The sequence below is a fragment of the Pseudomonas sp. MWU16-30323 genome (assembly GCF_020515595.1).
Lineage (GTDB): Bacteria > Pseudomonadota > Gammaproteobacteria > Pseudomonadales > Pseudomonadaceae > Aquipseudomonas > Aquipseudomonas yamanorum.
The window spans coordinates 39,087-60,819 of the sequence record NZ_JAIWYM010000008.1; the positions used below are offsets into that span (position 1 = coordinate 39,087).

General features: G+C 61.2%; 20 protein-coding genes. 8 read left to right on the forward strand and 12 right to left on the reverse strand.

What is annotated here, in order from left to right; all coding sequences use genetic code 11:
- Nucleotides 1–125: 125 nt before the first annotated feature.
- The 4 genes from LIY45_RS11970 (at nucleotide 126) to LIY45_RS11985 (ending at nucleotide 4,322) form a co-directional block, all read left to right on the forward strand.
- Complete coding sequence (locus LIY45_RS11970; protein ID WP_003216247.1) at nucleotides 126–368, forward strand: hypothetical protein; 243 nt, start codon at nucleotides 126–128, stop codon at nucleotides 366–368.
- A 168-nt stretch (nucleotides 369–536) separates the two neighbouring features.
- Nucleotides 537–1,325: a transporter substrate-binding domain-containing protein gene (locus tag LIY45_RS11975; RefSeq protein ID WP_226476466.1), complete on the forward strand. Its 789-nt coding sequence runs from the start codon at nucleotides 537–539 to the stop codon at nucleotides 1,323–1,325.
- 107 nt (nucleotides 1,326–1,432) lie between these two features.
- A complete protein-coding gene (locus LIY45_RS11980) occupies nucleotides 1,433–3,007 on the forward strand; it encodes a PAS domain-containing methyl-accepting chemotaxis protein (protein WP_226476467.1) in 1,575 nt (524 codons plus the stop codon).
- Between the two features lie 157 nt (nucleotides 3,008–3,164).
- Complete coding sequence (locus LIY45_RS11985; protein ID WP_226476468.1) at nucleotides 3,165–4,322, forward strand: transporter substrate-binding domain-containing protein; 1,158 nt, start codon at nucleotides 3,165–3,167, stop codon at nucleotides 4,320–4,322.
- Nucleotide 4,323: 1 nt separating this feature from the next.
- Here LIY45_RS11985 and LIY45_RS11990 read toward each other — a convergent pair whose 3' ends face one another.
- The 3 genes from LIY45_RS11990 to LIY45_RS12000 all read right to left on the reverse strand — a co-directional run bounded on the left by LIY45_RS11990 (nucleotide 4,324) and on the right by LIY45_RS12000 (nucleotide 6,564).
- A complete protein-coding gene (locus LIY45_RS11990; RefSeq protein WP_226476469.1) occupies nucleotides 4,324–5,067 on the reverse strand; it encodes a YkgJ family cysteine cluster protein in 744 nt (247 codons plus the stop codon).
- Between the two features lie 108 nt (nucleotides 5,068–5,175).
- Nucleotides 5,176–5,658 (reverse strand): N-acetyltransferase, encoded by a 483-nt coding sequence (locus LIY45_RS11995; RefSeq protein ID WP_226476470.1) that lies wholly within the window; start codon nucleotides 5,656–5,658, stop codon nucleotides 5,176–5,178.
- A 3-nt stretch (nucleotides 5,659–5,661) separates the two neighbouring features.
- Nucleotides 5,662–6,564, reverse strand: a complete 903-nt coding sequence (locus LIY45_RS12000; RefSeq protein WP_063027220.1) for a chemotaxis protein — start codon at nucleotides 6,562–6,564, stop codon at nucleotides 5,662–5,664.
- Nucleotides 6,565–6,586: 22 nt separating this feature from the next.
- On the opposite strand from LIY45_RS12000, the gene LIY45_RS12005 reads away from it, so the two are divergent.
- Entirely contained in the window at nucleotides 6,587–6,742 is a 156-nt protein-coding gene (locus LIY45_RS12005) for a hypothetical protein (protein WP_226476471.1), read from the forward strand.
- Here LIY45_RS12005 and LIY45_RS12010 read toward each other — a convergent pair whose 3' ends face one another.
- The gene (locus tag LIY45_RS12010) at nucleotides 6,743–7,717 is read right to left on the reverse strand and encodes a D-glycerate dehydrogenase (RefSeq protein ID WP_226476472.1); all 975 of its coding nucleotides are present in this window, start codon (nucleotides 7,715–7,717) and stop codon (nucleotides 6,743–6,745) included. It abuts the gene before it with no gap.
- Between the two features lie 350 nt (nucleotides 7,718–8,067).
- Between LIY45_RS12010 and LIY45_RS12015 the strand changes: the two genes are divergently transcribed.
- From LIY45_RS12015 to LIY45_RS12025, 3 genes are all read left to right on the forward strand, one after another.
- On the forward strand, nucleotides 8,068–9,390 hold the full coding sequence (locus tag LIY45_RS12015; RefSeq protein ID WP_226476473.1) for an OprD family porin: 1,323 nt from the start codon (nucleotides 8,068–8,070) through the stop codon (nucleotides 9,388–9,390).
- An 86-nt stretch (nucleotides 9,391–9,476) separates the two neighbouring features.
- A complete protein-coding gene (locus LIY45_RS12020; RefSeq protein WP_226476474.1) occupies nucleotides 9,477–10,970 on the forward strand; it encodes a sensor domain-containing diguanylate cyclase in 1,494 nt (497 codons plus the stop codon).
- Nucleotides 10,971–11,021: 51 nt separating this feature from the next.
- The gene (locus LIY45_RS12025) at nucleotides 11,022–12,527 is read left to right on the forward strand and encodes a diguanylate cyclase (RefSeq protein ID WP_226476475.1); all 1,506 of its coding nucleotides are present in this window, start codon (nucleotides 11,022–11,024) and stop codon (nucleotides 12,525–12,527) included.
- Between the two features lie 103 nt (nucleotides 12,528–12,630).
- Here LIY45_RS12025 and lpxC read toward each other — a convergent pair whose 3' ends face one another.
- The 8 genes from lpxC to ftsW all read right to left on the reverse strand — a co-directional run bounded on the left by lpxC (nucleotide 12,631) and on the right by ftsW (nucleotide 21,728).
- Entirely contained in the window at nucleotides 12,631–13,542 is a 912-nt protein-coding gene (lpxC, locus tag LIY45_RS12030) for a UDP-3-O-acyl-N-acetylglucosamine deacetylase (protein WP_003171886.1), read from the reverse strand.
- A gap of 112 nt (nucleotides 13,543–13,654) precedes the next feature.
- The gene (gene ftsZ / locus LIY45_RS12035; RefSeq protein ID WP_010170471.1) at nucleotides 13,655–14,851 is read right to left on the reverse strand and encodes a cell division protein FtsZ; all 1,197 of its coding nucleotides are present in this window, start codon (nucleotides 14,849–14,851) and stop codon (nucleotides 13,655–13,657) included.
- A 65-nt stretch (nucleotides 14,852–14,916) separates the two neighbouring features.
- Nucleotides 14,917–16,179: a cell division protein FtsA gene (gene ftsA, locus LIY45_RS12040; RefSeq protein WP_003216224.1), complete on the reverse strand. Its 1,263-nt coding sequence runs from the start codon at nucleotides 16,177–16,179 to the stop codon at nucleotides 14,917–14,919.
- Nucleotides 16,180–16,194: 15 nt separating this feature from the next.
- Complete coding sequence (locus tag LIY45_RS12045; RefSeq protein ID WP_029615882.1) at nucleotides 16,195–17,061, reverse strand: cell division protein FtsQ/DivIB; 867 nt, start codon at nucleotides 17,059–17,061, stop codon at nucleotides 16,195–16,197.
- 4 nt (nucleotides 17,062–17,065) lie between these two features.
- On the reverse strand, nucleotides 17,066–18,022 hold the full coding sequence (locus LIY45_RS12050; RefSeq protein ID WP_003216220.1) for a D-alanine--D-alanine ligase: 957 nt from the start codon (nucleotides 18,020–18,022) through the stop codon (nucleotides 17,066–17,068).
- A complete protein-coding gene (gene murC, locus LIY45_RS12055; RefSeq protein WP_017477685.1) occupies nucleotides 18,019–19,464 on the reverse strand; it encodes a UDP-N-acetylmuramate--L-alanine ligase in 1,446 nt (481 codons plus the stop codon). The genes LIY45_RS12050 and murC overlap by 4 nt, the downstream gene beginning before the upstream one ends.
- Nucleotides 19,457–20,527, reverse strand: a complete 1,071-nt coding sequence (gene murG / locus LIY45_RS12060; protein ID WP_226476476.1) for an undecaprenyldiphospho-muramoylpentapeptide beta-N-acetylglucosaminyltransferase — start codon at nucleotides 20,525–20,527, stop codon at nucleotides 19,457–19,459. Before murG ends, murC begins: the two co-directional genes overlap by 8 nt.
- Nucleotides 20,517–21,728, reverse strand: coding sequence for a putative lipid II flippase FtsW (ftsW, locus tag LIY45_RS12065; RefSeq protein ID WP_177020518.1), 1,212 nt, complete (start codon nucleotides 21,726–21,728; stop codon nucleotides 20,517–20,519). Before ftsW ends, murG begins: the two co-directional genes overlap by 11 nt.
- Nucleotides 21,729–21,733: the final 5 nt, after the last annotated feature.

Consider the following 21,733-nt stretch of genomic DNA (forward strand, 5'->3'; position numbering starts at 1 on the left):
CCGTCAGTAAAGTCCGACCATTCGTACGAGCAGTGGTTAAAGATCCGAGGCGCGCAGGTATACTGCGCGACGGTGTGGCCTGCAAGTCGGGCCCGCGTCATTTTCAGTACTCCCCCGGAGCTTCCATGAATTCCCCGACACAACCCGCTGTTGAAGCGGTCGACATCGACCAACAGGCCAACCCTGACAGCGTCGAAGGCGAAACCAAGGCCGAGATCCCGGCATTCAAGTTTCCATTCAAGCCGGGCGAACTGGCCGGGGCGAAAAACGCCAGCCAGCCGTGGTACAAAAATGGCGCGAAGAACGGCCATACCAAGAGCCCGGGCATGGCACCACCCGGCACCCGTCGCTCGATGGGCAAGCGCTGACCGGTAATAAATCCTTCGCAATGACGATTTATGCCTACAACAGTTACTGAAGTTTCGCCTTGTAGGCCTGCGGCCAATTCTTGAAAGCTTGCACGACACCCACCTGCCCCGACGCTTTCGCTCGGGGCCAGGCGGGGTAAAGCTGGTTTTCCGGAAAAGGACGTCCCCGTGGTTCCTATACGCACCCGTGTCGTGCTGTTGTCGCTGATGGTCAGCGTTTTCTCCACCACTGCGGCCAGTGATCAACCACGGCGCGAAATTCGTTTCGCCGTCGCCGCACAATTCCCTCCTTTCCAAAGCCGCAATCAACAAGGCCAACTGGTCGGGTTGAACATCGAATTGGGCAACGCCCTGTGCATACAGCTCAATGTGCGGTGCACCTGGGTCGACCAGATCCTGGTGGAAAATTACCCTGCCCTTGAAGCCAGGCAATTCGACGCAATCATGGGCATGGCCCCAACGTCGAGGCGGCACCAGCAGGTAAATTTCACCGATGACCTTTATCCGATCACCACGCGTCTGGTGGCCCGCAGGAAATCAGGTTTAAAGCCAACTCCAAAGTCGCTGAAGGGCAAGCGCGTGGGCGTGCTGGTGGGCAGCAACCGCGAAGCCTTTGCCCTGTCGAAGTGGGCGCCGAAAGGCGTCATCATCAAGGGTTTCTGGCGCAACGACGAACTGATCCGCAGCCTGTTGGCGGGGGACATCGATGCCACCTTGCAAGGTATGGTGGAAATCCGTGAGGCGCTGCTCGACACCCCCGAGGGCCAGAATTTCGACTTCCTCGGCCCCGCCATCTCTGCCGAACTGTTGGGTAATGGCGTGGGGATTGCGTTGCGCAAGCCCGATACGGCATTGCGCAACACCCTCAATTGTGCCCTTGAGCAACTGAAGCAAAGCGGCGAGTACCAGCGCATCCTCGAGCCCTACCGGCTTGATGCTCTGCCCGCCAGGCAGTAGTGGCCAATTAATTGCACCGAACATGAGCTGGATCAGTATTTGCCCAACCCGTGCGCTTAGAGTCGACGCCCTGCCGACTCCTCCAACAATCACGAGCGCGCGTTTCCATGAAGATCAATTTGCCGGTCACCGGTCGAAATGTGGACTTTGCCCCCGACGCCAATATCCTCTCGACCACCGACCTGACTAGCACAATTACCTACGCCAACCAGGACTTCATCGATATCAGCGGCTACACCCGCGAGGAGTTGTTGGGTACGCCGCACAACCTGCTGCGTCACCCGGACATGCCACCCGCTGCCTTTGCGCACATGTGGCAGGTGTTGAAGAGCGGCCGCTCGTGGATGGGCATGGTGAAAAACCGCTGCAAGAACGGCGATCACTACTGGGTCAGTGCCTACGCCACGCCGGTCACCCGGGACGGCGTGACGGTGGAGTATCAGTCGGTGCGCACCAAGCCCGATGCGCGGCGGGTGCAACTGGCCGAGCGGGCCTATGCCCGGCTGCGTGCCGGCACTCGGCGAGCACGGCCCGTGGTCGGCACGACCTTCAAGCTGTCGGCCTGGGTCTTGGGGGCCTGCGCCGCAACCTGGGCCTTGGGCCTTGGGCTGGCAACTTATCCGCTGACCTGGCAACTGCTGGCGGTCACGGCGGTGTGTGCCGTGGGGGTGACGGGCGTGCATGGTTTGTTGCGACCCCTCGCACAGTTGAACCGGCGGGCCCGGTTGATTGCCGACAACCCGCTGAGCCAGGCGATCTACACCGGACGCGGGGATGAGTTCGGGCGCATCGAGTTCGCCATGCAGATGCTGGAAGCCCAGGTGGGCGCGGTGGTGGGCCGGATTGGCGATGCCTCGCAACGCCTGTCCGGGCACGCCGCAGCGCTGGTGCAACAACTGGACAGCAGCCACACCAGCAGCCTCGGCCAACAGTCCCAGACGGACCAGGTCGCCGCCGCAATCAATCAAATGGCCGCCAGCGTGGCGCAAGTTGCCGAGCATGCGCTGCAGGCCTCCAAGGCCGCTGACCAGGCCGGCAGCGAGACCCGGGAAGGTCATCAACGGGTGGATGAAAGCCGCGACGCGGTGCTGCGGTTATCCCAGGAACTGGCGCGCGCCACCGACGTGATCCATCAACTGGAAAGCCACAGCGGCGATATTTCCGGGGTGCTGGAAGTGATCCGGGCGATTGCCGAGCAGACCAACCTCCTGGCGCTCAATGCCGCCATTGAAGCCGCACGGGCCGGAGAACAGGGACGCGGGTTTGCCGTGGTAGCCGATGAAGTACGTGGGCTGGCCCAGCGTACGCAGCAGTCGACCAATGAAATCCAGCGCATGATCAGCACCCTGCAAGGCGGCGCCCGGGATGCGGTGCAGGCCATGGCGCAAAGCAGCCAGCATGTCGAGGCCAGCGTCGACCAGGCCCAACGCGCTGCCGCCGCGTTGGACGGGATCAGCCAGCGGGTGACGCAGATTACCGCCATGAGCCAGCAGATTGCGGCGGCGGTGGAAGAGCAAAGCGCGGTCAGCGAGGACATCAACCGCAACATCATCGGCATTCGCAATGCCGGGGAAGTGACCGTCAACGCAGGCCAGCAGAGCCAACTCAGCTCAGGAGACGTGGCGGGGCTGGCGGATGACTTGCGGCGGCTGGCGGAGGAATTCTGGGGCAAGCGGCGCTAGGCCAAAAAACTCCGACTGGATTTTGAGTCAAATCCTACGGGAAGAAAGGAAGCGCCTTGATTGAAGGCCTGGGTGTGGCTGTTGAAGCTCCCTGGGGGGGCAGGCGCCGGTAACGGGGCCAGAGGCCCCTCCACTTTTCTTCCTACAGGACAGGCAAATGACATCCCTGAGAATGCTATTGGCACTGGTTTTATCTGCGGTCACAGGCACCTTGTGCTCTGTAACCTCCGCGACAGAAAAAGGGCTGACCGAGATACGCTTCGGAGTTGAGGCGCTGGTACCGCCGTTTGAAAGCCGCAATGCCCAAGGTGAGCTGGTCGGGCTGAACATAGAGCTGGGCAACGCTCTGTGTGCCGAACTCAAGGCGCGTTGCGTGTGGGTCGATCAAGATTATGCAACCAACCTGGCAGCACTCGAGGCGCGTCGATTCGATGCGATCATGCCCATGTCGGCTACCCCGGCACGGCGGCAGAAAATCGACTTCACCGATAATCTCTACCCTCTGGAAACCAGGCTGGTCGCCCGCAAACGTCTTGGGCTTGTGCCTGATCCCAAAGCACTTCAAGGCAAACGGATTGGCGTCCTGGCGGGCACCAGCCGAGAAGCCTATGCCTTGGCGCGGTGGGTACCCCATGACGTGGTGGTACGCAGTTTCAACCTGAATGCCGAGCTGATCAGCAGCCTTCTGGCAGGCGATATCGACGCAACCCTGCAAGACACCATCGAGATCTCCGACGCGTTGCTGAAAAAGCCCGAGGGTGCCGATTTTGAGTTCGCGGGCTTGGGCATTGTCGATGAAATGCTCGGCAGTGGCGTCGCCATCGGGGTTCGCAAGAACGAACCCGACCTGCGCATGGCGCTGAACCAGGCGCTGCAACGCTTGAAAGACAGTGGCCAGTACTCGCTGATTACCCAGCGTTATCTGCAGGCTTCAAACAGCGACCCAGTCCCGATGTTGTACACGCAGGCCGAGGGTGGATTGCCTTTCTCGCAAACGGTACAAGTGGGGCAAACCCTCTACATCTCCGGGCTGCTGGGACTCGATGAGCGCGGCAAACTGGTCAACGGAGGCATTGGCGCACAAACAGCCAAGGCCTTGGAAACATTACGCAGCACACTCAAGGACAAAGGGCTGGGCATGGACAGGGTCGCCAAATGCACGGTGATCCTTGCCGACATCAACGACTTCGCGGCCATGAATACCGTCTATGCCCGCTACTTTCCAGCGGATCGTCTTCCTACTCGGACGACCTTTGCAGCGGGCGGATTAATACTGGATGCCCGGGTTGAGATCGAGTGCCTGGCCAGCGTTTAGCTCAAGCCACCCGCAACGAAATGAACGCATAGTTGGCCGGCACCTCGGTGGCAATCCGGGCGCCGGCGTCCAGCAACTGCTCGGCAATATCCATCCCGGACACATGAAACACCCACTCATTGGCCGGCACGGCCTCTTGGGTCGCCAATTCGATCGCCTGGGCAAACAGGCCCATGTCCGGCAGGTATGCGGTAAATCCATCGCCCTTGAGTGCTGTGGTATGGATGCCCAGCAACCCACACACCGCTTCCTTGGCCTGGATATCGTCGCGATCAGCCTGGCGTGACCGGCTGATCAACTCGGCCAGTTCCTTGTCCATCAACTCGCCCCCCACGATCAGCGCCGGCCCCTGCTCCCAGGATTCCGGCGGGCAGTCCTTGGCGCTCGGGTTCAGCGGGATGTGCGGGTTGATCTCCATCGGGTAGATGCGGCACACCAACGGCCGCCGCTCGTAAATGCGGCAACGGTTGTCCTCGTCAAGATTCCGGCAGCGCCCGGCGTTATAGGCGGCAAAGGTGATGGCCACATACGCTTCGGTATTGCCGCTGGGCACGATGGCGGAACGGCGTTGTGCATGCTCGCGCTGCAACTCGGGCAGGCCAAGGCCGGTGCCCAGGAAACCCTCCACCAGCACGATGACATTACCGCCGTCAGCCGCCCAACGGCGGGCTTCTTCGAGGGTCAGGGGCACATGGTGGTCAGTGCAGCATTTGCCGCAACCGACGCAGGAAAAGTGGGTATTCATGGAGGATCTGTCACCAGGCAAGGTCAGAAGGCACTCATGAACGGTGGCGGGTTTTTGCCTCTGTTCACCGTTCTGCCTCTGTGCAAAGCAAGTTATGCGCCAGCGTCCTCAGTCTTCGGGGACGAGGTCCCGAAGCACAAACACCATGCCGGCATTTTCATACAGGCGGCGGGCCCGCAGGTTGGACTCCAGCACCTTGAGGTCGACAAACGCCTCGCCCCGTTGCTTGAACACCTGGAAGGTGTGCAGCAATAACGCCCGGCCCAACCCCATGCCCTGGGCACAGGGGTGAATAGCCAGGTTCTTGATGTAGGCGCTGGTCCAGCATTGGGACACACCCAGGATGCCGCTGGCGTTACTCGCCACCAGGCACAGTTTTGGATCGAACTCGGCATCGGTAACGAACTGCTGACGCCAATGCTCAAGGGAACCGACCCGTCCGCCGCCTTGTTCCTGGGCCAGGCTCAATACCGCGTGAATCGCCGGAGCCATGGCTTCGTGGTAATGATCCAGCTGGATGTCCGCCGGCCATTGCGGCGCGGGCAGGCTGCCGGTGAGGTCGCGGCGCAGCAGCTGAAAATACGCTCCCACAGGTCAGAGGCCCTGCTGTGCCACGGTCTGGGCGGCGACCACCAGGCACTTGGTCAGTTCGGGGGAGGAGAACTTGGTCAGCACCGCGTTGGCGCCGGCCAGGCGGGCTTTTTCGCTGTTCATCGCACTGTCCAGGGAGGTGTGCAGCAGCACATAGAGGTCCTGGAAGTCCGGGGTTTCCCGCAGGGTACGGGTGAAGGCATAGCCGTCCATTTCGGACATTTCGATGTCCGAGACCACCACGTTGATTTGCTCGACGGTGCCTTGCAGTTCCAGCAAACGGTCAATCGCCTCCTTGGCACTGCGGGCCGTGTGGCAGGTGAGGCCGAGGTTGCGCAGGGTGTGCACCGATTGCTGCAGGGCCACCTGGCTGTCGTCCACCACCAGGATTCGGGCGTTGCCCAGCACTTCGGCTTCTTCCATGGTCAGGTCGGTGGGCGCCGCTTCGATCTGCGCCGGGGCGATACCGTGGATGACTTTTTCGATGTCCAGCACTTGCACCAGGGCGCCTTCGACCTGGGTCACACCGGTGATAAACGAACGCGTGCCGCCCGAGCCAAACGGCGGCGGGCGAATGTCGGTGGTCAGGCAGTGCACGATCTTGCTCACCGCCTGCACATGCAGGCCCTGCTTGGAACGGCTGACATCGGTGACGATCAGGCAGCCACCGTCGGGGTCTTGCAGGGGCATTTCCCCCAGTGCCCGGCTCAGGTCAATCACCGACAAGGCGGCGCCGCGCAAGGTGGCGATGCCTTTGACGTGGGGGTGCGACTCCGGCAGCTTGGTCAGCGGCGGGCAGGGAATGATTTCACTGACTTTCAACAGGTTGATCGCCATCAGCTTGCCACTGCGCAAGGTAAAGAGCAGAAGCGAGAGTGAGTCTGCGCGAGCTTTGGTGGTGGACATAAAAACCTTCTGTGGATCACGAATGACGATCTATAGACCGTTATCGACTCGCACGCTGAAAACTGTAGGAGCCGGCTTGCCCGCGAAGAACGTCAACGATAACGCGGACAGCCTGAATAAACACATGGCCTTCAGGTTCTTCGCGAGCAAGCTCGCGCCTACCTACAACAAGCAGTGATCAGCCCTTCCACACCTGCGGGTTCACCAAATCCTGCGGACGCTGGCCCAACAGCGCACTGCGTAGGTTTTCCAGGGCACGGTTGGCCATGGCTTCGCGGGTCTCGTTGGTGGCCGAACCGATGTGCGGCAGGGTCACGGCATTGCTCAGCTGGAACAGCGGCGACTCGGACAGCGGCTCCTGCTCGTACACATCCAGGCCGGCGCCACGGATGGTCTGGTTTTGCAGGGCCTCGATCAGCGCCGGCTCATCCACCACCGGGCCACGGGAGATGTTCACCAGGATCGCACTGGACTTCATCAAACCCAGCTCGCGATGGCTGATCAGGTGGCGGGTTTTCTCACTCAGCGGCACCACCAGGCAGACGAAGTCGGCTTCGGTCAGCAACTGGTCGAGGCTGCGAAATTGCGCGCCGAGTTCCTGTTCCAGTTCGATCTTGCGGCTGTTGCCGCTGTACAGAATCGGCATATTGAACCCCAGGCGACCCCGACGGGCGATGGCCGCGCCAATGTTGCCCATGCCGACGATGCCCAGGGTCTTGCCATGTACATCACAGCCAAACAACGGCGCGCCGACGCTGGCTTTCCACTGCCCGGCCTTGGTCCAGGCGTCCAGTTCGGCGACGCGGCGGGCGCTGCTCATCAGCAGGGCAAACGCCAGGTCCGCGGTGCTTTCGGTGAGCACGTCCGGAGTGTTGGTAAGCATGATCCCGCGCTCATTGAAGTACGCCAAGTCGTAGTTGTCGTAGCCCACCGACACGCTGGAAACCACTTCCAGTTTGCTCGCGCCTTCCAGTTGCGCGCGGCCCAGCTTGCGGCCTACGCCGATCAGGCCATGGGCATGGGGCAAGGCTTCGTTGAACTGGGCATTGATGTCGCCCAGCTTGGGGTTGGGGGCGATGACATCGAAATCCTGTTGCAGGCGTTCGATCATTTCCGGGGTGACGCGGCTGAAGGCGAGGACAGTCTTTTTCATGGAAGGCGGGCTCATCGACTACGTGGGAATGGCAAGCACGCTAACATTCTTGGGTAGGGGTTGTCAGGACGCCCCACACCCGCAACGCCAGACTGTTGCGATTTGGGCAACAGTCATTATCTTGTTACACTCTGTATCACACCGCTCACCTGCGCTAATTTGTCGCATCGACGAGCGCAGCGGTTAAGACCGACCCGCTCTCCCCCGATTTCCCTCGACTTATTTCCAGGGCTCTACACTGGGAATCTGTCTTAAAGCCGCTGAGTTCAGCGGCTTTTTTTTGCGCTGAAAAAAGGCCAGGAACCCCAACAACACTGGCCGGTTTCGATTGACCCAAAGGAGCTCCACCGGTGAAAACCTCGCTGACGTTCACCCCGTTATTCCTCGCGATTGCTGCAACGATCGTTCCCCTTGCCCACGCGGCAGACACCCCGGCCACCGACGGTTTCGTCGAAGGTTCCAGCTTCAAGATCAACACCCGCAACTACTACATGAACCGCGACCGCCGCAACATTCACACCGATGACAGCAAGGAATGGGGCCAGGGCATCACCGGGATTTTTGAATCCGGCTACACCCCAGGCATCGTCGGCTTTGGCCTGGACGCCAACGCCATGCTCGGCCTCAAGCTCGACGGCGGTGGCGGCACCGACGGTTCCAGCATCCTGCCGGTGAGCTCCGGCAACGGTAAAGCCCCCGGCTCGTTCTCCACCGCCGGCGCCACCCTGAAAATGCGCGCCTTCGACACCGAGCTGAAAGCCGGCGACCTGTTCCTCAATAACCCGGTGATTGCCGGTGGCATGACCCGCATGCTGCCCCAGACCTTTCGCGGCGTGAGCCTGACCAACCACAGCCTGGACGGCTGGATGTTCGAAGGCGGCCAGGCCAGCTTCACCAAGCTCTACAACCAGAGCGGCCACCGACGCATCGGCACCAGCTACGGCGCCTTGCCCGACGGTGAAGACAGCCAGCACCTGGACTGGGCCGGCGTGTCCTTCAGCGGCCTGCCGGGGCTGACCAGCAACCTGTACGCGTCCGAACTCAAGGACATCTGGAACCAGTACTACTACGACCTGGACTACACCTGGCAACTGAACGAACTGGTCAGCTTGAACCCGGGTCTGCACTACTATCACACCCAGGACACCGGCAAAGCCCTGCTGGGTAACATCGACAACAACACCTACAGCCTGCATTTCACCGTCGGCGTGGGCAATCACAGCGTCACCGCCGCCTACCAGCGGGTCAACGGCAACACGCCGTTCGACTACATCAGCCAGGGCGACAGCATCTACCTGGACAACTCCCAGCAATACTCGGACTTCAACGGCCCCAACGAGCGCTCATGGAAGCTCAAGTACGCCTATGACTTTATCGGGCTGGGCCTGCCGGGCCTGACCTCGGCGGTGTCGTACATCAGCGGCAAGACCGACCTGACCACGGTAGATCCGGACAGCCGTGGCTACTCATCCTGGTACAGCGCGGACGGCAAGAACGCCAAGCACTGGGAACGGGACATCGACCTCAAGTACGTGGTGCAAGACGGCAAGGCCAAAGATTTGGCCGTGCGCCTGCAATGGGCAACCAATCGCGGCGGCAATGGCTACGGGGCAGTGGACCGGGACGTGGATGAATACCGGGTAATCGTCGACTACCCGATCGACGTTTTTTAACCTTCAGGCATTCTTTTAGCGGCGACGACTTATTTTTCACAACATGGAACTAAACTGCCAGCATCTTGAGTGCCGAAGTCAGTCCCATGAGTCAACGCCGCACCTTCACCCCGCCTGCACGCCCGGAGCTTTTATTGATTCTGGGCAGCGGCCTTACGGTCGTACTGATCGTGATCATTGTTGCCACACTGCTGATTCGCGAACACGCCAGCGCCCTGCTGACGGCCCAGCGCTCCACCACCAATATCACCCAGTTGATCAACGCCGATGTATTGCGCAACGTCGAACTCTACGACCTGGCCCTGAACGGCCTGATTGTCGCGACCACCCGCCATGACTTACCCCTGGTCTCGGCCGACATCCTGCATATGGTGCAGTTCGACCAGTCCACGGCCGCCCCTTTCAAAGGCGAGGTCCTGCTGCTGGACAAGGCCGGCACGGTCACCGCCGACTCCTCCACGCTGAAGCCCACGCCACGCAATTTCGCCAATCGCGACTATTTCCAGATCCACCAGCAGAACCCCAACGCGGGATTGTTCATCAGCCGGCCCTTCAAGATTCGTTGCGAGTGCGATCAGGTCTGGCGTATTGCGTTCAGCCGTCGGGTGCCCGGGCCCAATGGCGAGTTTGCCGGTGTGGCGGTGGCGACCATGCGCCTGGCGTATTTCGACCAGCTGTTCAATAGCCTGAGCATCGGCAGCGGCAGCAGCATCAACCTGCTGAACAACGACGGCATTCTCCTGGCCCAGCAGCCTCTGCTCGAAAGCGACATGATCAACAAAGACCTGAGCATGCGGCCAAACTTCAAAAGAATGCTGCGCGAAGGCAGCGGCAGCTTCAGCGGCGTCTCCTCCATCAGTGGCAAGCAACGGCTGTACACCTTCACCAGCGTCGGCGCGCTGCCGCTGATTGTGGTAGTGGCGCTGTCCAACGATGACGTGTTTGCCGCCTGGAGACGTGCCACCGTGCTGATCAGTGGCGCCACCGGCGTGCTGTGTATAGGCCTGCTGTGGCTGACCTGGATGCTGCGCCGGGAACTGCGCCGCCGCTATCGCGCCGAGAAGGTGTTGTCGGAACTGGCGGCCACCGACGCCCTCACCGGCTTGGCCAACCGCCGCACCCTCGACCAGCGCCTGCGCCTGGAATGGGAGCGCGCACAACGCTCGGGCGAGCCGCTGGCCTTGCTGATGATCGACGTCGACCACTTCAAGGCCTTCAACGACCGCCATGGCCACCAAGGCGGTGATGAGGCACTGCGCAACGTCGCCCGGGTCATCGGCAGCAATATTCGTCGCCCCGCCGACCTGGCGGCCCGTTACGGCGGCGAAGAGTTCGCAGTGATCCTGCCGGACACCGACAGCGACGGTGCGAGCATCATCGCCGAGCATATCCGCAGCGCGGTCGAGCACTTGCCACCGGCTGACGGGGATGCGTTGTCGGTCACCGTCAGCATCGGCCTCAGTACCTGGGACAAACGCCGCCGTGGTTCACTGGAAGAGCTGCTGCTGAGTGCCGACCGGGCGCTGTATGACGCCAAGCACTCCGGGCGCAACCGCACGGTTGACAGCCAGGCCACATGAGCTGTTATCAGCAACTACGCTAAGGGCACCCTCGAAGCAGAAGTACGCCCGATGAGCCCAAGCACCACCCGCCCGCCCCGCCCGACCCACCGTCCGGAGCTGCTGCTGATCATCGGCAGTTGCGTCACGGTGCTGCTGATCATGTTGGTAGTCGCGGTGCTGCTGACCCGCGAGCACGCCAACACCTTGCAGGCGGCCCAGCGCACGGCCAATAACATCACCCAACTGATCGATGCCGACGTGCTGCGCAACGTCGAGCTGTACGACTTATCGATCAAAGGCCTGATCGCGGCCACCGAACGCAGTGATTTGGCCGGAGTGTCGGCCAGCATCCGCCACCTGGTGCTGTTTGATCGATCGGAAGCGGCGCCTTACAAGGGTGACATCCTGCTGCTGGACAAGAACGGCGAGGTGATTGCCGACTCCTCGCTGCTGACGCCCAAACCGGCCAACTTCGCCGACCGTGATTACTTTCAGGCCCACCGGCAGAATCCCGACCTGGGCCTGTTCATCAGCCGGCCCTTCATGGCGCGCTGCGTGTGCGACGACCAATGGCGCATCGCATTCAGCCGCAGGGTCTCCGGGCCCGACGGGCGATTCCTCGGGGTGGCCGTGGCCTCCATGCGCCTGTCGTATTTCCAGCAACTGTTCCGCAGCCTGAATATCGGCAACGACAGCACCATCAACCTGATCAACCAGCAAGGCATCCTGCTGGCCCAACAGCCGTTGCTGGAACGGGACATGATCGACAAGGACCTCAGTCAGCGCCCCAACGTCGCGCGCATACTGAAAGAGCGCGACGGCAACTTTCGTGGCACCTCCAGTGTGGATGAGGAGAACCGCCTCTATACCTTCTCCACGGTGGGGAATTTACCGCTGATCGTCGTGGTGGGCCTGTCCACGGATGACATATTTGCACCCTGGCGGCGTGCGGCGCTATTGATCAGCGGGGCCACCGGGGTTTTGTGCATTGGCCTGCTGTGGCTGACCGGGATGCTTTGCATGGAACTGCGCAGGCGTCACCGCGCCGAGCAGGTGCTGTCAGAACTGGCAGCCACCGACGCTCTCACCGGCCTGGCCAACCGCCGCACCCTGGACCAGCGCCTGCGCCTGGAATGGGACCGCGCCCAGCGTTCAGCCGAGCCGTTGACGGTGCTGATGATTGATGTGGACCACTTCAAGGGGTTCAACGACCGACATGGCCATCAAGGTGGCGACGAGGCATTGCGTACGGTGGCGCAGGTGATCGAGGGCAATATCCGCCGCCCTGCCGATCTCGCGGCCCGCTATGGCGGCGAGGAATTTGCGGTGGTGCTGCCGCATACCGACAGCCAGGGTGCGCTGGTGATTGCTGAACATATCCGCAGCAGCGTCGAACACCTGCCGCGGGTGGGCGGGGATACGGTGCCGATTACCGTCAGCATTGGCCTCAGTACCTGGACCAAAAACAGCCGTACCACGCTGGAGGAATTACTGCTCAACGCCGACCAGGCGCTGTATGAGGCCAAGCATACCGGGCGTAATCGCGTTGTTGATGCCGGCGCTTTAAAGCCGTGACGCGGAGCGTCACAGGAGGCGTTACCACGCAGAGCGTGGGAACGATCAAAAAAAAGGCCACCCGAAGGCAGCCTTTAAAAACAAAAGGAAAGAGAGTTGTTACTTACACCGCCGCGACGGGACGCATGTAAGAGATCGGTGCGGTGCTGGCATCTTCGAAGGTCACGACTTCCCAAGCATCTGTCTGCTCAATCAACTTGCGCAGCAACTGGTTGTTAAGGGCGTGGCCCGACTTGAAGCCTTTGAACTCGCCTATCAGGCTATTGCCCAGCAGGTAGAGGTCACCGATTGCATCGAGGATCTTGTGCTTCACGAATTCGTCTTCATAACGAAGGCCGTCTTCGTTCAGTACACCATCCGCGTCGACCACAATGGCGTTTTCAACGCTGCCGCCGAGTGCGAGGTTGTGCTTGCGCAGGTACTCGATGTCACTCATGAAACCAAAGGTACGGGCGCGGCTGACTTCTTTTACGAACGAAGTGCTGGAAAAATCCACGCTTGCACTTTGGGTGCGGTCACGGAATACCGGGTGATCGAAATCGATCTCAAAGCTCACTTTAAAGCCTTCGAACGGGACGAAGGTGGCGCGCTTGTCGCCGTCTTCTACTGTCACTTCCCGCAGAATGCGAATGAACTTCTTGGCTGCGTCCTGTTCTTCCAGGCCGGCAGATTGAATCAAGAATACGAAGGGTCCGGCGCTGCCATCCATGATTGGGACTTCGGACGCGGAGAGCTCGACGTAGGCGTTATCGATGCCCAGACCGGCCATGGCCGAGAGCAAGTGCTCCACCGTGTCCACTTTGACGTCACCGTTGACCAACGTGGTCGACATCGTGGTTTCGCCAACATTTTCCGCGCGAGCAGGAATCTGCACCACAGGGTCCAGGTCGGCACGAACAAACACGATGCCGGTGTCGACAGGTGCGGGCTTGAGGGTCAGGTATACCTTCTCCCCGGAGTGCAGACCTACACCTGTGGCACGGATAATATTCTTCAGGGTGCGTTGTTTAATCATGGCTTGGACCGCTTCAGCGCAAATTGCGAACTGGTATCAACAAAGGCTGGCGATAATAGCAGACCAGACCTTTGCTGAACACCAATCACCTTCATAGCCCTGATACATTCCATTAATCGGCCTGACGACGCAGGAAAGCCGGGATGTCCAGGTAGTCCAGGTCATCTTGCGGATTCGGGCTACGGGACGCAGCAGCACCGGCCTGAGCCTGGTTGCGCATCACGGTCGGACGATCCAGGTCACGATAGTTCACAGACGGCAGTTCCTGGCGCGCAGGCGCTGGAGCGGCAGCTTGCTGGCTGGCGTGGCTGGTATGGACGGTATTGTCGATCACCTTCACAGGCTTCTCGATTTTTGCACCCAGGCCGGTAGCAACCACGGTCACGTGCAGTTCGTCGCGCATGTCCGGATCGATAACCGTACCGACCTTGACCATGGCGTGCTCGGAAGCGAAGGCTTCGATGATGCTACCCACGTCGGAGTACTCACCCAGGGACAGGTCAGGACCGGCGGTGATGTTCACCAGGATGCCGCGTGCGCCTTGCAGGTTCACGTCTTCCAGCAACGGGTTGCGGATGGCCGCTTCGGTAGCTTCGCGTGCACGGTTCGGACCGCTGGCGCAGCCAGTGCCCATCATCGCCATGCCCATTTCGCTCATCACGGTACGTACGTCGGCAAAGTCGACGTTGATCATGCCCGGACGCTTGATGATGTCGGAGATACCGCGAACGGCACCGGCCAGTACATCGTCAGCCTTGGCGAAAGCCGACAGCAGGCTGGCGTCCTTACCGAGGATGGTCAGCAGCTTCTCGTTGGGAATGGTGATCAACGAGTCGACGCTTTCGGACAGCAGACGGATGCCTTCATCGGCGATCTGCATGCGCTTGCGACCTTCGAACGGGAACGGACGAGTCACGACGGCAACCGTCAGGATCCCCATTTCCTTGGCCACTTCGGCAATGATCGGCGCAGCACCGGTACCGGTACCACCGCCCATGCCCGTGGTGATGAACACCATGTTGGTGCCTTGCAGCACTTCAGCAATGCGCTCGCGGTCTTCCAGGGCGGCTTGACGGCCGACTTCCGGATTCGCGCCGGCACCCAGGCCCTTGGTCACGGCTGTGCCCAATTGCAGGATGGTGCGTGCACCGATGCTTTTCAGGGCCTGGGCGTCAGTGTTGGCGCAGATGAATTCAACGCCTTCAATGTTGCTCTTGACCATATGGTTGACAGCGTTGCCGCCGCCACCGCCGACGCCGATCACTTTGATGACCGGGCTTGCGGGGATGTTGTCTACGAGTTCGAACATTTTCCCTCTCCTTTCATTTCTCTAGTTTTTTCGCCTACTACTTGAAACGGTGTTGCGGTAAATCTTTAGAAATTGCCTTTCACCCAAGCCTGCAACCGCTCGAACAACGGCGCTTTCGCTTCGTCGTCGCTTCTGTAGCTGTCGCGGTTGCTCGGGCCCGACAGGGAGATGCCGTCGGTCTGCTTTTGCAGCCCGTACAACAGCAAGCCCACACCTGTGGAATAAATCGGGTTGCGCACCACGTCGCCCAGGCCTTTCACGCCATGGGGCACGCCCAGGCGGACCGGCATGTGGAAGATTTCCTCGGCCAGTTCGACCGCGCCTTCCATCTTCGAGGTGCCACCGGTCAGCACGATGCCGGCCGGGATCAAATCTTCGTAGCCGCTGCGGCGCAGTTCAGCCTGGATCAGGGTGAACAGTTCGTCGTAGCGCGGCTCGACCACTTCGGCCAACGCCTGGCGCGACAGTTCGCGCGGTGGACGGTCGCCCACGCTCGGCACCTTGATGGTCTCACCGGCACCGGCCAGCTTGGCCAGGGCGCAGGCATAACGGATCTTGATTTCTTCGGCGTACTGGGTCGGTGTGCGCAACGCCATGGCGATGTCGTTGGTCACCTGGTCACCGGCAATCGGGATCACGGCGGTGTGACGGATCGCACCCTCGGTGAAGATTGCGATGTCTGTGGTACCGCCGCCGATGTCCACCAGGCACACGCCCAGTTCTTTTTCGTCGTCGGTCAGTACCGAGTAAGCCGAAGCCAACTGCTCGAGAATGATGTCGTCGATTTCCAGGCCGCAGCGGCGCACGCATTTTTCAATGTTCTGTGCCGCGTTGACGGCGCAGGTCACTACGTGAACCTTGGCTTCAAGGCGTACGCCCGACATGCCCAGGGGCTCGCGAACGCCTTCCTGGTTGTCGATCACGTAGTCCTGCGGCAGCGTGTGCAGCACGCGCTGGTCAGCCGGGATCGCCACGGCTTGCGCTGCGTCGAGTACCCGCTCCAGGTCAGCCGAGCTGACTTCGCGGTCGCGGATCGCCACGATGCCGTGGGAGTTCAGGCTGCGGATGTGGTTGCCGGCAACACCGACGAATGCCGAGTGAATCCGGCAACCGGCCATCAGCTGCGCTTCTTCGATGGCGCGCTGGATCGATTGCACGGTGGATTCAATATTCACCACCACGCCCTTCTTCAGGCCCCGGGACGGATGCGTGCCGATTCCGACGATTTCCAGCGTGCCGTCGTCCGCGACCTCGCCTACCAGCGCCACCACCTTGGAGGTGCCGATATCCAGACCGACGATCATTTTGCCGCTTTGCACGTTTGCCATGGGTCCTGCCTCTTCTTAATTCTTCGCGACAGCAGGTTGCGCTGCCGTGGGCGCCGCAGGGGCCCGCCAGCCGACGGCCAGGCCGTTGGCGTAACGCAGGTCGATGCTCGCAATGTTCGTAATCTGTTCTTTCAAGGTCTTTTCATAGATGGCGATAAAACGGCGCATCTTTTCCACCAGGTTGCCGCGTCCCAGCAACAACTCGATGCCCGGGCCGGAACTGCCTGCACCCGTGGTCAAAAACCAGCTACCCCGCTCGCGCAATTCCAGTCGCGCAATCGAGAAGCCCAACGGCCGCAGCATCTGGCTCAACGCCTGGTACTGCTGCATCACTTGCTGCTGCGCCCGCTGCGGCCCGAACAACTGCGGCAGGTGCTCGTAATTCGCCACTTCTCGCGGCGCAAACGCCTGGCCCTGGTTGTTCAACAACTGTCCATCGCCCCAACGGGCTACAGGCAGTTGTTCTTCCAGGCGGATCGTTACCTGATCCGGCCACACGCGACGCACTTCGGCGTGGGCAATCCATGGCATCTGTTCCAGCTCGGAACGCATGCCTGCCAGGTCGATGGTGAAGAAGCTCGACGCCACAAACGGGGCGATTCGCTGCTGCACGGCTTGCTGGCTGATGTAGCTCAAATCGCCCTGCACGCTGATCTTGGTGATCGGCCGGTCGGCATACGGCAACAGACGCTGGGCGCCTTCGTACGTACCAAACCCCAACGCCACCAGGATCACCGGCCAGAACAGCGCCTTGAGAAAGCCAAAATTGGCTTTCGGCATGCGCGCCGACATCGGCTCTTTAGCCACCATTCGGCTGGCACCACGCGGCACCGGCTTGCGGCCGGGAGCGGGTTGCTGATGACGAAGCGATGCGCCGTTCATGGTCTTAGCCTCGAGGCTCAATGCTTGCTGCCAGGATCGCCAGCACCAACTGCTGGAAATCCAAACCGGCTGCACGAGCGGCCATAGGTACCAGGCTGTGATCGGTCATACCGGGTGCGGTGTTGACTTCAAGGAACCAGAAATTCCCTTGGTCATCCTGCATCACGTCTGCCCGCGCCCAACCGGCGATACCCAGCGCCTCACAGGCTTTCGCCGTGAGGTCCATCAATTCCTGTTCCTTGGCTGCATCGAGGCCGCACGGGATCCGGTACTGAGTATCGGAAGCCACGTACTTGGCGTCGTAGTCGTAAAAGGTGTGGGGCGTGCCCAATGCGATAGGCGGCAATACCTGGCCACGCAGCGTAGCGATGGTGAACTCGGGACCTTGAATCCACTGTTCCACCAACACTTGCGAATCGTAGGTACTGGCCGCTTTCCATGCGTCAATCAATTCGGCGGCTGAGTTCACTTTAGCCATGCCGATACTGGAGCCTTCATGGGCTGGTTTGACGATCAAAGGCAGGCCCAGTTCCTTGGCCGCAGAAATACAATCGTCTTCGCTGCACAGCACGCTGTGACGCGGGGTCGGAATACCCAGGCTGTGCCACACCTGTTTGGTGCGCAACTTGTCCATGGCCAGCGCCGAAGCGAGGATGCCGCTGCCGGTGTACGGAATGCCCAGGCATTCCAGCAGGCCTTGCATGCTGCCGTCTTCACCGCCACGGCCGTGAAGAATGATGAAGGCGCGATCGATTTTCTCGGCCTGCAGGCGCGACAGGAAGTCATCGCCCACGTCGATGCCGAACGCATTCACGCCGGCACTTTGCAGCGCTTCCAGTACGGCATTGCCGGACTTCAGCGACACTTCACGCTCAGCACTCTTGCCACCGAACAGCACCGCAACACGGCCGAAGTCGGCAGGTTGAATGGTGGAGAACAGGGAGCCGTAGTCAGTGGTCATTTCGACTTCCCCTGTGGGGCGGCAAACAGCGGGCTCGCCAGCAATTTAGGGGCGAGGCCGCCGATATCACCGGCACCCTGGCACAGCAGGATGTCGCCGGCGCGCAGCAGCGGCTTGACGATCGGCGCCAGGTCCACACCGCGCTCGATGTAGATCGGGTCCAACTGGCCGCGTTGACGGATGCTGTTGCACAGCTTGCGGCTGTCGGCACCCGGGATCGGTTCTTCACCAGCCGGGTAGACTTCCATCAGCAGCAACACGTTGGCGTCCGCCAGCACATTGACGAAATCGTCGTACAGGTCGCGGGTACGGCTGTAGCGGTGCGGCTGGTACACCATCACCAGGCGGCGCTCCGGCCAGCCACCGCGTACGGCCTTGATCACCGCTGCGACTTCGGTCGGGTGGTGACCGTAGTCGTCCACCAGCATCACGTTGCCGCCGTCCACCGGCAGTTCGCCGTAGACCTGGAAGCGACGACCCACACCGGCAAAACCCGACAGACCTTCGACGATGGCTTCATCGCTGACGCCTTCGTCGGAGGCGATGCAGATGGTCGCCAGGGAGTTGAGTACGTTGTGGTTGCCCGGCATGTTCACCGAGACATCCAGCGGCTCGCGGTCAGGGCGCAGCACGGTGAAGAAGGTCTGCATGCCCTGCTGGCGCACATTGATTGCGCGCACGTCGCAGTCTTCGCTGAAGCCGTAGGTCACGGTAGGACGCTTCACCAGCGGCAGGATTTCGCGCACCACCGGATCGTCCAGGCACACTACGGCCAAACCGTAGAACGGCAGGTTGTGCAGGAACTCGACGAAGGTTTTCTTCAGTTTGTTGAAGTCACCGTCGTAGGTCGCCATGTGGTCGGCGTCGATGTTGGTCACCACGGCTACCAGCGGTTGCAGGTGCAGGAAGCTGGCGTCGCTTTCATCGGCTTCGGCGATCAGGTAACGGCTGGTCCCCAGTTGTGCATTGGTGCCGGCTGCATTCAGGCGGCCACCGATCACGAACGTCGGGTCCAGGCCACCGGCAGCGAACACCGAGGCGATCAGGCTGGTGGTGGTGGTCTTGCCATGGGTACCGGCGACGGCAATGCCGTGGCGGTAGCGCATCAGCTCGGCCAGCATCTCGGCGCGCGGCACCACGGGAATGCGGCGCTCAAGGGCGGTGGCCACTTCCGGGTTGGAGGTGTTCACGGCACTGGAGACCACCAGCACATCGGCTTCAGCAGCGTTCTCGGCACGGTGGCCGATGAAGATTTTCGCGCCAAACGACTCGAGGCGCTCAGTGACCGGCGACATTTTCAGGTCGGAGCCGGACACCTGGTAACCCAGGTTCAGCAACACTTCGGCGATCCCGCACATACCCACACCGCCGATACCGACGAAGTGGATGCGACGGATGCGGCGCATTTCCGGTTGTGGCATGGCTTTCTGATTCTCAACCATGAGCCACCTCCAGGCAGATATCGACCACGGTGCGGGTTGCGTCAGGTTTGGCCAGGCGGCTTGCGGTGCTCGCCATGCTGTTCAGTCGTTCCGGTTGCATCAAAACCTCGGTCAGGCGTGCGGCCAAATCGGCGGCGCCAGTCGTTCTTTGCGGCAGCAGGAAGGCAGCGCCCTCCCCGGCCAAATATTCGGCGTTGCGGGTCTGGTGATCGTCGATCGCGTGGGGCAAAGGCACCAGCAAGGACGGCAGACCGGCGGCAGCCAGTTCACTGACGGTCAGCGCGCCGGCGCGACAGACCACCAGGTCGGCCCAGCCATAGGCTTGGGCCATGTCTTTGATGAAGGGCTGCACATTCGCCTCCACACCCGCTTCGCGGTAGCGCGTGGCGGTCACTTCATCGTGGTTCTTGCCGGCCTGATGGAAGATCTCCGGGCGCAGCTCCACAGGGAGTTGCGACACCGCTTCAGGCAGCAATTTGTTCAAGGGTTCGGCGCCCAGGCTTCCACCCAGGATCAATAGGTGCGCCTTGCGACCGGCCAATGGCTGGCGGGCGATGTCCATGAACAGTTCGGTACGCACCGGGTTGCCGGTGGTGCGCAGTTTGTCCGCGGCACCAAAGGTCTTCGGGAAGGCCTCGCACACCCGGGCAGCCAAGGGCACCAGCAGACGGTTGGCGGTGCCGGCCACGGCGTTCTGCTCGTGGACGATCACCGGCACGCCGGCGAGTTTTGCCGCGACACCGCCAGGGCCCGTCACGTAACCGCCAAAACCCAGCACGCATACCGGGTTTACTTCACGGATCACTTTGCGCGCCTGCCACACCGCTTTGAGCAACACGAACGGCGCCTTGAGCAGGGACAATTTGCCCTTGCCACGCAGGCCGGTGACGTTGATCAAATGCAGCGGCAAGCCGGCATTCGGTACCAGATCATTTTCGATGCCACGGGGCGTACCGAGCCAATGCACGGTGTAGCCGCGGTTCTGGAACTCGCGGGCACAGGCCAGCGCCGGGAACACGTGGCCACCGGTGCCGCCCGCCATGATCAGCACATTAGCGCCCATGGTTCGGCTCCTCGGCGAAGTCGCTTTCGCTGAACTCCATCTCTTCGCTGCCCAGGTGGGTTCGACTCTCCCACTCGATGCGCAGCAATAACCCGAGACAGGCGCAGCAAATCACCAACGAACTGCCACCGTAACTGAGGAACGGCAAGGTCAGGCCCTTGGTCGGCAGCAGGCCGACGTTCACCCCGATGTTGATCAGGAACTGGCCGATCCACAGGAACGACAAGCCGTACGCCACGTAAGCGGCGAAATATTGCTTGGCCTTTTCAGCCCACAAGCCGATGTACATGCCGCGAACACACACGAATACGAACAGCGCGACGGTGCACAGCGAGCCGACCACGCCCAGCTCTTCGGCGAGTACCGAGAACACGAAGTCGGTGTGGGCTTCCGGCAGGTAGAACTGCTTCTGCACGCTGTTGCCCAGGCCAACGCCCAGCCACTCGCCGCGACCGAAGGCGATCAACGCCTGGGTCAGTTGGTAGCCAGAACCGAACTGATCGGACCACGGGTCGGTAAAGGTAATCAGACGCGCCATCCGGTAGGGTTGCGCCTGCACCAGAATCGTCACGGCAGCCACCGCCAGCACCACCATCAAGGTGAAGCGGAACAGGCCCACGCCACCGAGGAACAGCATCGCCGCCGCCGCCCCCATCATTACAACGGTGGCACCGAAGTCCGGCTCCATCAGCAACAGGCCAGCCATGGGCAGCAGCACGATGAACGGCTTGAAGAAGCCCATCCAGCTTTCGCGTACTTCTTTCTGGCGCCGCACCAGGTAACCGGCGAGGTAGATCACCACGAACACCTTGGCGATTTCCGACGGCTGCACGTTGAACGCGCCGAAGCCAATCCAGCGCATCGAACCGTTCACCTCACGCCCGATGCCGGGCAGGATCACCATCACCAGCAGGCCGAACGCGCCCACCAGCATCAGCCAACCCAGGCGCTGCCAGGTGGCGATCGGGATCATCATGGTGACGATGCACGCACCAAGGCCGATCACCAGGTACACCAGGTGACGGATCATCATGTACAGGGTGTTGCCCGACTGCACCGCGGCCACTTCCGAGGACGCCGAGGTAATCATTACCAAGCCAAGCCCCAGCAGCGCGAGGCAGCCGGCGAGCATCGGGAAATCCAGGTCGATACCGCGCCCGGTAATGATCGGCGACGGGTACGGCTTGATGATGTTGCGCAAATTGA

Excerpts from the sequence above, each read along its gene's own strand:
- LIY45_RS11970 (WP_003216247.1), top strand. The coding sequence starts at position 126 with ATGAATTCCCCGACACAACCCGCTGTTGAAGCGGTCGACATCGACCAA.
- LIY45_RS11980 (WP_226476467.1), top strand. The coding sequence starts at position 1,433 with ATGAAGATCAATTTGCCGGTCACCGGTCGAAATGTGGACTTTGCCCCC.
- LIY45_RS11985 (WP_226476468.1), top strand. The coding sequence starts at position 3,165 with ATGACATCCCTGAGAATGCTATTGGCACTGGTTTTATCTGCGGTCACA.
- LIY45_RS11990 (WP_226476469.1), bottom strand. The coding sequence starts at position 5,067 with ATGAATACCCACTTTTCCTGCGTCGGTTGCGGCAAATGCTGCACTGAC.
- LIY45_RS12000 (WP_063027220.1), bottom strand. The coding sequence starts at position 6,564 with ATGTCCACCACCAAAGCTCGCGCAGACTCACTCTCGCTTCTGCTCTTT.
- LIY45_RS12005 (WP_226476471.1), top strand. The coding sequence starts at position 6,587 with ATGACGATCTATAGACCGTTATCGACTCGCACGCTGAAAACTGTAGGA.
- LIY45_RS12010 (WP_226476472.1), bottom strand. The coding sequence starts at position 7,717 with ATGAAAAAGACTGTCCTCGCCTTCAGCCGCGTCACCCCGGAAATGATC.
- LIY45_RS12020 (WP_226476474.1), top strand. The coding sequence starts at position 9,477 with ATGAGTCAACGCCGCACCTTCACCCCGCCTGCACGCCCGGAGCTTTTA.
- LIY45_RS12025 (WP_226476475.1), top strand. The coding sequence starts at position 11,022 with ATGAGCCCAAGCACCACCCGCCCGCCCCGCCCGACCCACCGTCCGGAG.
- lpxC (WP_003171886.1), bottom strand. The coding sequence starts at position 13,542 with ATGATTAAACAACGCACCCTGAAGAATATTATCCGTGCCACAGGTGTA.
- ftsZ (WP_010170471.1), bottom strand. The coding sequence starts at position 14,851 with ATGTTCGAACTCGTAGACAACATCCCCGCAAGCCCGGTCATCAAAGTG.
- ftsA (WP_003216224.1), bottom strand. The coding sequence starts at position 16,179 with ATGGCAAACGTGCAAAGCGGCAAAATGATCGTCGGTCTGGATATCGGC.
- LIY45_RS12045 (WP_029615882.1), bottom strand. The coding sequence starts at position 17,061 with ATGAACGGCGCATCGCTTCGTCATCAGCAACCCGCTCCCGGCCGCAAG.
- LIY45_RS12050 (WP_003216220.1), bottom strand. The coding sequence starts at position 18,022 with ATGACCACTGACTACGGCTCCCTGTTCTCCACCATTCAACCTGCCGAC.
- murC (WP_017477685.1), bottom strand. The coding sequence starts at position 19,464 with ATGGTTGAGAATCAGAAAGCCATGCCACAACCGGAAATGCGCCGCATC.
- murG (WP_226476476.1), bottom strand. The coding sequence starts at position 20,527 with ATGGGCGCTAATGTGCTGATCATGGCGGGCGGCACCGGTGGCCACGTG.